At 35.4% G+C, this 8,680-nt stretch carries 6 protein-coding genes; 5 read left to right on the top strand and 1 reads right to left on the bottom strand.

What is annotated here, in order from left to right; translation table 11 throughout:
- The 3 genes from C3E88_RS03895 to C3E88_RS03885 all read left to right on the top strand — a co-directional run.
- On the top strand, window positions 1–3,526 hold a 3,526-nt coding region (locus tag C3E88_RS03895; RefSeq protein ID WP_236908851.1), incomplete at its 5' end, for a carboxypeptidase regulatory-like domain-containing protein.
- 79 nt (window positions 3,527–3,605) lie between these two features.
- A complete protein-coding gene (locus C3E88_RS03890) occupies window positions 3,606–4,157 on the top strand; it encodes a hypothetical protein (RefSeq protein ID WP_236908850.1) in 552 nt (183 codons plus the stop codon).
- 360 nt (window positions 4,158–4,517) lie between these two features.
- The gene (locus C3E88_RS03885) at window positions 4,518–4,982 is read left to right on the top strand and encodes a C-GCAxxG-C-C family protein (protein ID WP_336513058.1); all 465 of its coding nucleotides are present in this window, start codon (window positions 4,518–4,520) and stop codon (window positions 4,980–4,982) included.
- 39 nt (window positions 4,983–5,021) lie between these two features.
- Here C3E88_RS03885 and C3E88_RS03880 read toward each other — a convergent pair whose 3' ends face one another.
- Entirely contained in the window at window positions 5,022–5,951 is a 930-nt protein-coding gene (locus C3E88_RS03880; RefSeq protein WP_236908848.1) for a TDT family transporter, read from the bottom strand.
- A gap of 320 nt (window positions 5,952–6,271) precedes the next feature.
- Here C3E88_RS03880 and C3E88_RS03875 point away from each other — a divergent pair, with 320 nt between their 5' ends.
- Both C3E88_RS03875 and C3E88_RS03870 read left to right on the top strand, forming a co-directional pair.
- The gene (locus C3E88_RS03875) at window positions 6,272–7,114 is read left to right on the top strand and encodes an REP-associated tyrosine transposase (RefSeq protein WP_236908847.1); all 843 of its coding nucleotides are present in this window, start codon (window positions 6,272–6,274) and stop codon (window positions 7,112–7,114) included.
- A gap of 105 nt (window positions 7,115–7,219) precedes the next feature.
- Window positions 7,220–8,560 (top strand): aminopeptidase C, encoded by a 1,341-nt coding sequence (locus C3E88_RS03870; protein ID WP_236908846.1) that lies wholly within the window; start codon window positions 7,220–7,222, stop codon window positions 8,558–8,560.
- Window positions 8,561–8,680 lie beyond the last annotated feature (120 nt).

The raw sequence follows: 8,680 nt of genomic DNA, 5'->3' as shown, positions 1-8,680 counted from the left end.
CAATGATTATGGAGAAACATGGACAGAAGTAAGACCAATCATCACGGGAGACGGTATGGAATGGAAGGAAACCGTTGTAAACCTTGGTGAGTATATAGGCTCTCAAGATCCAGTATTTGTAGCCTTTAGATTTACTTCTGATGGTTCAGGAACTCGAGCAGGATGGTTTGTTGATAATGTTAGGTTAGTTGGAGTAGACACTGAAGCACCAGCTACACCTACAGGATTGACGGCAGAAGCTGGTTTAACAGGAATCAAACTAAACTGGGAACCAGTGGATGATGGAGATCTATCTCATTATAATGTATACCGTTCAGTTGAACTAGATGGGGAATATGAGTTAATTGCGGCACCTTCTAATAATAATTTCATAGATGCTGAGATAGAAGTTGGAAACACTTATTATTATAAAGTTGCAGCAGTAGATTTTTCAGGAAATATAAGTGAATTTAGCGAAGTAACATCAGCTACACCAATGGAGACAACTGTAATATTTGGTACAGATTTTGAAGAGGATGATGGCGGATTTGTTTCTGGTGTAATGCCTGGAGCTAGAAATGAATTAAATCCATGGGAATGGGGAATTCCAACATCTGGACCAAATGCAGCATATTCTGGGGAGAAACTATGGGCAACAAATCTTTCAGGTAATTATGAAAATTATACTGATGCCTATATAGAAAGTCCAACTATATCTTTACCAGATGATAAGAATCCAATTTTAACATTTAATCATTGGGTGGATATGGAAGGAACTACAACCCTATGGGATTATGGTCAAGTATTAGTTTCTAATGATGATGGAGCTACTTGGACCAATGTTACGCCAGGAGAAAAATATGGCAGAAGAGTTCAGGAATGGGCTAGTGAAGAGATATCTTTAATTGAATATAAGGGTCAGGATATAAAGATAAGGTTCTTCTTCCATTCAGATGTTTCGGGAATGTATACTGGTTGGTATATAGATGATGTATATATCGTTGGAATGGAAACTGAACCAACAGATCCACCAGCAGATGAAGAAACAAAACTTAACTTAGTACCTGAGATTAAAAAGGCTGATTATGTAGATCCAGTTGAACCAAGTTTTGACTTAAACAGAACAGAAACTTATGAATATGAAACAGTAAAAGACATTGAAGTACAAAATATGCCAATGGCTAGGGGACGGGGTATTCCAGTAGATAATGCTGTAGTTACGGTATTAGAAACAGGAAGAAGCGTTAAGGCAGATCCAGCCACTGGAAGATTTAACTTGAGAAGCCCAATAGGGGAATATACTATAAGGGCAGAAGCCTATGGATATTATTCACAGGATGCTACAGTAACTGTAGAAGAAGATGAAACCGTTAGCCATACCTTTATATTAGATCAAAAACCTCAAGGTAGGATTACAGGTAGGGTATTTGATCGATACTATCTAAATCCTGCATCTCATGCTGTGATCAGGGTAGTAGAAGATGGAAATATAAAACCGGTAACGGCAGATCAAGATGGTAACTTTACAATAGAAGGAGTATATGAAGGAACCTATACATTAAAGGTAATAGCAGATGGATTTGAACCAGGAGAGGTTACAGTCGATGTAATAGGTAATGAGGTAACAAACATTGATATACCACTAAAGAGATTCGTAGGATATGAAGATGAAATTAGCTATGACAATGATATACCTACAAATGCATTGGTATTAAATGCAGCAAACAACGGATTAGCAGTAAGATTCACACCAGCTGAATATGGAAAAGTTGTAGGAGCAAATATATATTTCTGGGGCAATGATTGGCCAACACCAGGAGGAACAGAAATAGGAATAGCTATATTCGACACAGATAACAATGGTAATCCATCTCAGATGATAGGAGAACCAAAGGTAGTAAATGTTAATAGAGGTGCATGGAATCTAATCGATTTATCAGAATATGGCTTTGCAACGGATAGAGACTTCTTCATAGCAACTATGCAAACTAAAGCTGGCGACTATTCACCAGGTGTAGGAATAGATGAAACTAGTCCAGCACCAGAGAGATCTTATCTTCACTTAGGTGGGGAAGAGTTTGTCCAAATAAGTGATGAAAATATAGATGGTGGACTGATGATTAGAGCTAGAGTTGAAAATACTGTTGATACACCAGTAATAACTAATTTAAAAGAATTAAACTATACAAATCAAGATTCAATAATCGTAGAAGGTACAGTAACAGCAGATGGAAAGGTTAACGTATATGTAAATAGTGTAGTAACTCCTGTAGAAGCTGAAAATGGAATATTCTCAGCAGAAGTGGAATTGCCATTAGAAGAAAACACCATTATGGTAACTGCAGAATTAAATGGAGTCGAAACAGAACCATCACAACCGATAATAGTTAGAAAAGACAAAGAAGCACCAGCATTGGTAGTAACTGAACCAGTTGATAATGTTAAGATAAATTCCGAAGTAGTTCATGTTAGAGGTAATGCTGTAGATAATATTGAATTGGCACAACTATTGATTAACGACGTAGAAGTAGAAGTGGATGAAGAAGGAAACTTCCACAAGAGACTAATGGTAAATCCAGGGGAGAATGTGATTACAGTAAAAGCTGTTGATGGAGCAGGAAATGAGGCAATAGTTGAAAGAACAGTATATGTAGAATTAGATGCACCAGTTATAAGTAATATAGAACCTGCAGAAGATGTAGAACTAAGAGCAGGGGAAGTATTGACTGTTAGTTTTGAAGCTCCAACTGGAGGAGAAGGATACTTTAGACTAATGGTTCCATTTGGACTACAAAGCAACGAAATAGGCATTCCAATGACAGAGGAAGATGGAGTCTATACAGGCACTTGGACTGTACCAGCAGAAACATCAGCAGAAGAGTTATCAGTTGAAGTAGTATATATTAGCGAATATGGATTTGAAGTAACGGAGATAGCACCAGGAATGGTAAGGATAATATCAGATGGAGAGCCCGTTGATCCACCAGAAGATCCATATACAAATATTGAAAATATAGAACCAGCAGCAAACAAAACAGTTAGATCAGGAGAAGAGGTAACAATAAGCTTCAACGGTCCAGCTGGTGGAGATGCTTACTACAGACTAATATTACCATTTGAAGCTACAGCTGATAGCAATGGCAATCCTATGGTTGAGGAATTAGATGGATTCTACAGTGCAACTTGGACGGTACCAGAGGGATTAGTGGTATCAGATTTACAAGTTGAAGTTATACTAGTAGTAGATGGCGAAAGATTAACTGGTTACGCTGATGGAAGAATAACTGTAGTAGGAGATATGGAAGATTTACCAAACAATAGTGTAATAATTGATGGTGAAGCTTTTGATAGTAGATATCTAAACAGTAATAAAGAAGCCCAGAAGAAATTAATTGATGCTAGCAATGCAGGCAAACCAATCTACATCAAGATATCTGGTTCACATATAGTTGATATTCGAGGGAAAGCGGTAGATGCTGAGGCTCTAGGAGATTATATAACATATTACGATATAGATGGAGCTATTAGGATATATGCAAAACATTAGTTAAAATATGGGGTCCCAGAGAAATTTGGGGCCCTGTTATATATACGGAGGGAGAGTAGACTTGAAAAAACGGAAGAGTATGCCCATTTTTGTTATTCTATTGATATTAGCATTTACTATTACAGGATGTAGAAATAAGTCCAATTCGAAGGATGTTGTAATTGAATGTTTTAATAAGATACAACAGGGAGATTTCAATGAGATAGGTGAATATATGGTAGACTTTAGTCAAGAAGATACAAATATAATAGATGATAGAAATGAAATATTTAATGAGGCTTTGAAAAAACTAGAATATGATATATTGGATACAACTCAAGAGAGGGAGTCAGTGGAAATGAATGTTAGTATAACCATTCCCAATATGCTAGAATTGAACTCCCGTATGATGCGCCTTTCGGTAGAAGGAATCATAGCAGGTAATGATATTGAAAGCGAGGAATTCAAACAAAAGCTAAAAGAGGGTATAGGCCTAGATAGCTTGGATATGGTCTCATCAGAGATAAAAGTCAATCTTAAAAAGGTTGGTGATAAGTGGCTTATAGCCAATGGTGAGGAATTTTTAGATGCAGTAACTGGAAATATGTTCGAAAACATCAAAGATCATCAAAATCTAGGTGCCAGGCACTAACTTGTGAAATATCCGCCCCTGCATAAAATATCTATCCCTGGCAAAATATCCGTCCCTGGTAAATATCCGTCCCCAAAATATCCGTCCCCGGCACTAACTTACTAACATATTGTAAAAAATAATATAAACCAGTCCTTTTGAACCGGTCCCCAAAAGTTAGACTAAAAATCTAACCAATGGGGGTCGGTTCATTTAGGGCTGGTTTTTAAATTTCATTGATTGCAGTCCTAGATATTTAGCTATATATGTGGTATATTTAGTTTGTCTATACTTCACAATTATTCTATAAAAAATATCAATTTGTTTTAAAGGGAATCTTATCATAAAATTAATATAAGCAAATTCTAGGAGGTGCTAATGATGACCAAAGCAGAACTTATCGAAGAGGTTAGAAAAGAGGCTGAAGGATATTTTGAACGAGGAGAATTTTTCTGTTCCGAAGCAGTAGCTCATACTATCAATAATTTACTTGGTAAACCTTATGATGATAAAGTTGTAAAAATGGCTTCAGGTTTCCCCATAGGCATGGGAAAGTCTGGTTGTTTATGTGGTGCAGTAAGTGGTGGACAAATGGCTCTTGGTATGGTTTATGGTAGAGTTCATGGTGAATCTATGAATGAAAAGATGTTCCCATTAGCTGCAGAATTACATGATCATATTAAAGACGAATATGGTTCTACATGTTGTAGAGTCATAACTAGACAATGGGCAGGAGACAATTTTCAAAGCCCTGAAAGAAAAGAGCACTGTATAGAGATAACAGGGAAAGTTGCGGCATGGGTAGCAGAAAAGTTAATAGAAGATGGACAAGTTGAAATAGAATAATAAATACCACTGGATCCAGTGGTATTTATTATTTATATATTATTTTGCACTTTCAGTTTTAGAAAATAGAAATACTATATACTTTAACAATACATAAAGCACCATTATTACAGCTAACAATTCTTCAAACTTTACAATATATTTCAACATAGCTATTTCCTTCCCAGTATTAAGCAGGAATGCATTGGTTAATTTTAAAGAAAGAGCGCTAATGACTAGCGGGAAAGTAAAGGCTGAATAACTTGGATAAAATGGAAGCTTTAATAGTTTAGGAAGTTGTAGCAGTACGCAAAGCAAAGTAAACTGTGATAAAGCTAATAATAACCAAACTATAAACATATTTTTATCTTGGAACGAATTCATATAGCCTGCTAAACAAAGGCTAGCTGGTGCAGCTAAAATTACTATTGTAGGCAATGCTGGTTCTGGAATTTCCCTAACCTTTAGAACCCTATAGAGTATGATAGGCAATAATACTAAATAGGATATAAAACCGAACCAGAATAAAATTTTCCCTACATTTGTCATCTCAAATGCAGGAGCAGTTACAGATCCTACCACGATTCCAACATAGACTATATACCAACTGGGAAATACTTTTTTAATGTTGAAGTTAAATACATACTTAATGGTAAAATAAAGGATTAAAACAATGTGTAAAACCAACCCTATAACCCAAATACCAAAAGCTAAAGATGGAGTTAATGGTTTAATATAGGTAGCCATTAGCATAATTCCCATGGAAAGGGTAGGGAAAACACTAGCTATAACTGGATTATTTAAGTCTTCAGCTATCTTTTTTGGATATATAATAATTTTAGCTAATATTAAAACTAAAATGATTGCTGCGAAGATACCAAATATATTCCTATACATATTGCCATAGGATAGTACTAGGTTTCCTGTAGCTGCTAAAGCTAGTAACAAGGCTACAGCAGGTACTGGTAGTCTTTTAATAATTCCTTTCATCAACATCTCCCCTTTTAATAATTGATTTTGAACAATAGGGAATAACACATTCCCACAATAGATTAGCATATAGCAAGAGACAAATCCAATAGAAAATTTCTATAGTAAAAGATGTTTGATTAAAAAACTTATATAGCAAATATCCGCCCCTGGCACAAGCAAATATCCGTCCCCGGCGCTAACTTACTAACTTATTGCAAGAATAAAATTCAACAGTCCCTAGGGCTATTTTTTTTATAGAAATTTTATCAAAAATAAAGGGAAAGGTAAGAATTATGTCTAATATATAGGATAAGATATTGTATAAGGGAGGAGAGGCGATGGCTAGAAAGCGGAGAATAGAGTATAGGGGAGCTATGTACCATGTGATTCAGCGGGGGAACAATAGGGAGTATATATTTGAAGAAAGCCTATATAAAGGCTATTTGATTAAGTTGATGAAGGAGACCAAGGAAAAGCATGATTTTAGGCTCTATGGTTATGTAATTATGGATAACCACTATCACATGATAATTCAGACCATAGATATGCCTATCAGTAAAATAATGCTCAGCATTAATTCTAAATATGGAAAGTATTATAATTACAAGGAAAATAGAACGGGTCCAGTATTTGAAAATAGGTATAAGAGTGTATTAGTAGAAAATGAAGGATACCTGCTGCAGCTTTTGAAATACATCCATCTGAATCCACTAAGGGCAGGGATGTGTTCGTCTATGGACGAATATAAATGGAGCTCCGATGTTTTTTACAGGAGAAATATGAAAAATATAGTAGATATAGATGGAATATTAGATATGCTTTCTTCAAATAGAATGGAAGCTATAAAAAAATATATAGAATATATGGATGGGGAGTTTAGGGCTGAACAGTTTGACCCTAGTACATTTGAAGATGTAGAAGCTATTGGAAGCAATCGTTTTAAGGAGCAAATGCTTACCGAGTATAATACTGACAGGATGAATTTAGATGATATACTAAAGGAAGTATGTCCATCAGAAGATGAGTACAATTTGATCAAATCCTCATCTAGAAAAAGATATTTAATGGAGTACAAGGCTGAATATGTGAAAAAAGCAAGGGATTTTAACTATTCTTATAGGGAAATAGGGGAAAATATAGGGATATCCGATGTGGCAGCCATAAAGCTAGGGGAAAGATAGTGCATAGAATAAGTTAGTAAGTTAGTGCCGGGGACGGATGTTTACCGGGGAGGGATAGTTGAGTGACTCAATGTTTGGCACAAATATTTTAGGAGGTTGGAAACTGTGGATAATAAATCAATAACAGATGATCTAATTAGAAAATGCTCAGAATATTACAACTCGGATTTGAATAACAAGGTATATTCAGATGCGGTAATAAGAAATGGTCTTGTTGATGTGGCATTAAATCATGGGGCTGTTGCAAATATGCACTTCCATTTTTCAGAAGAGATCGATGTAGGAAGAGTTACAAACCAAAAGAAAACTGGAAGGTGTTGGATGTTTGCTGCTTTGAATTGTGTGCGATATAGTATTTCGAACAGTTTACAAATGGAAGATAAGGATTTTGAGCTTTCCCAAAATTACATATTTTTCTGGGACAAGCTAGAGAAGTCTAATCTATTTCTAGAAAATATAATAGCAACTATCGACAAGGATTTAGAGGATTATGAGGTAGTTGGCCTATTGAGTTCTCCTGTAAAGGAAGGGGGAAGATGGGGCTTGTTTGCAAAGTTAATAGAGAAGTATGGAGTAGTTCCCAAATATGCAATGCCAGATTCTAAAGCTTCAGAGGATTCTAAGGTACTTAACCAAATATTGAACCAAAAAATGAGACAATATGCTAAGGGTTTAAGAGAAATGTATAGAGAAGATAAACCCATTGATGCTATAAGGGAAGAGAAAGAAAACATGCTAATAGATGTGTATAATATATTATGCCATTTTATTGGGGAACCACCAAGGACTTTTGATTTAGAGTATAGAGATATCAATGGAGATTTTCACAGAGTGAAGGATATAACGCCTTTAGATTTTTATAATAAGTATTCAGAAGTAAAGCCAAAAGATTATGTTGTATTAGTAAATTATCCCACAGAAGACAAGCCTTTTGGGAAAACTTATACGATAAAGTACCATGGAAATGTAGTTGATGATGAGCCGATCAAATATTTGAATGTGGATATAGATATATTAAAGGAATTGGTTATAGCTCAAATAAAAGGAGGAGAACAGGTTTCTTTTGGTTGTGATGTAGGGAAAATGTCTCACAGAGAGCTTGGAATAATGGATATGGAATTGTTTAATTATGAGACCGTTTTGAATACTAAGTTTACTATGGACAAGGCTGATAGGCTTATGTATAGGGCTAGTGGTTCTTCTCATGTAATGACTTTTACTGGGGTTAATCTTGTAGAAGGCAAGCCTAATAGATGGAAAGTCCAAAATAGCTGGGGTGAATCAGCTGGAAATAAGGGATTCTATATAATGAGCGATGAATGGTTTGATGAATACGTTTTAAGAGTAGCCATTAATAAAAGATATGTATCTGAAGAGATACTGAAAGCCTATGAACAGGAGCCAATAATTTTGAGTCCATGGAATACATTAGGTCCAGTATTTTAGATAAATACAGGGCAGGTGCAAAATAAGTTCACACGAAAATGATTTAGTTAGTAGGCTCCTCTTTAATAGATCCCACCTTCTTCTTTACTTCTTATGAATAATCTATCCCTTGTTTTTTGA

This window comes from Clostridium sp. Cult3 (assembly GCF_021655115.1).
GTDB lineage: Bacteria > Bacillota > Clostridia > Tissierellales > Tepidimicrobiaceae > PPXY01.
The sequence above is the reverse complement of the archived record's forward strand: the minus strand, read 5'-3'. Positions and strand labels throughout refer to the sequence as shown.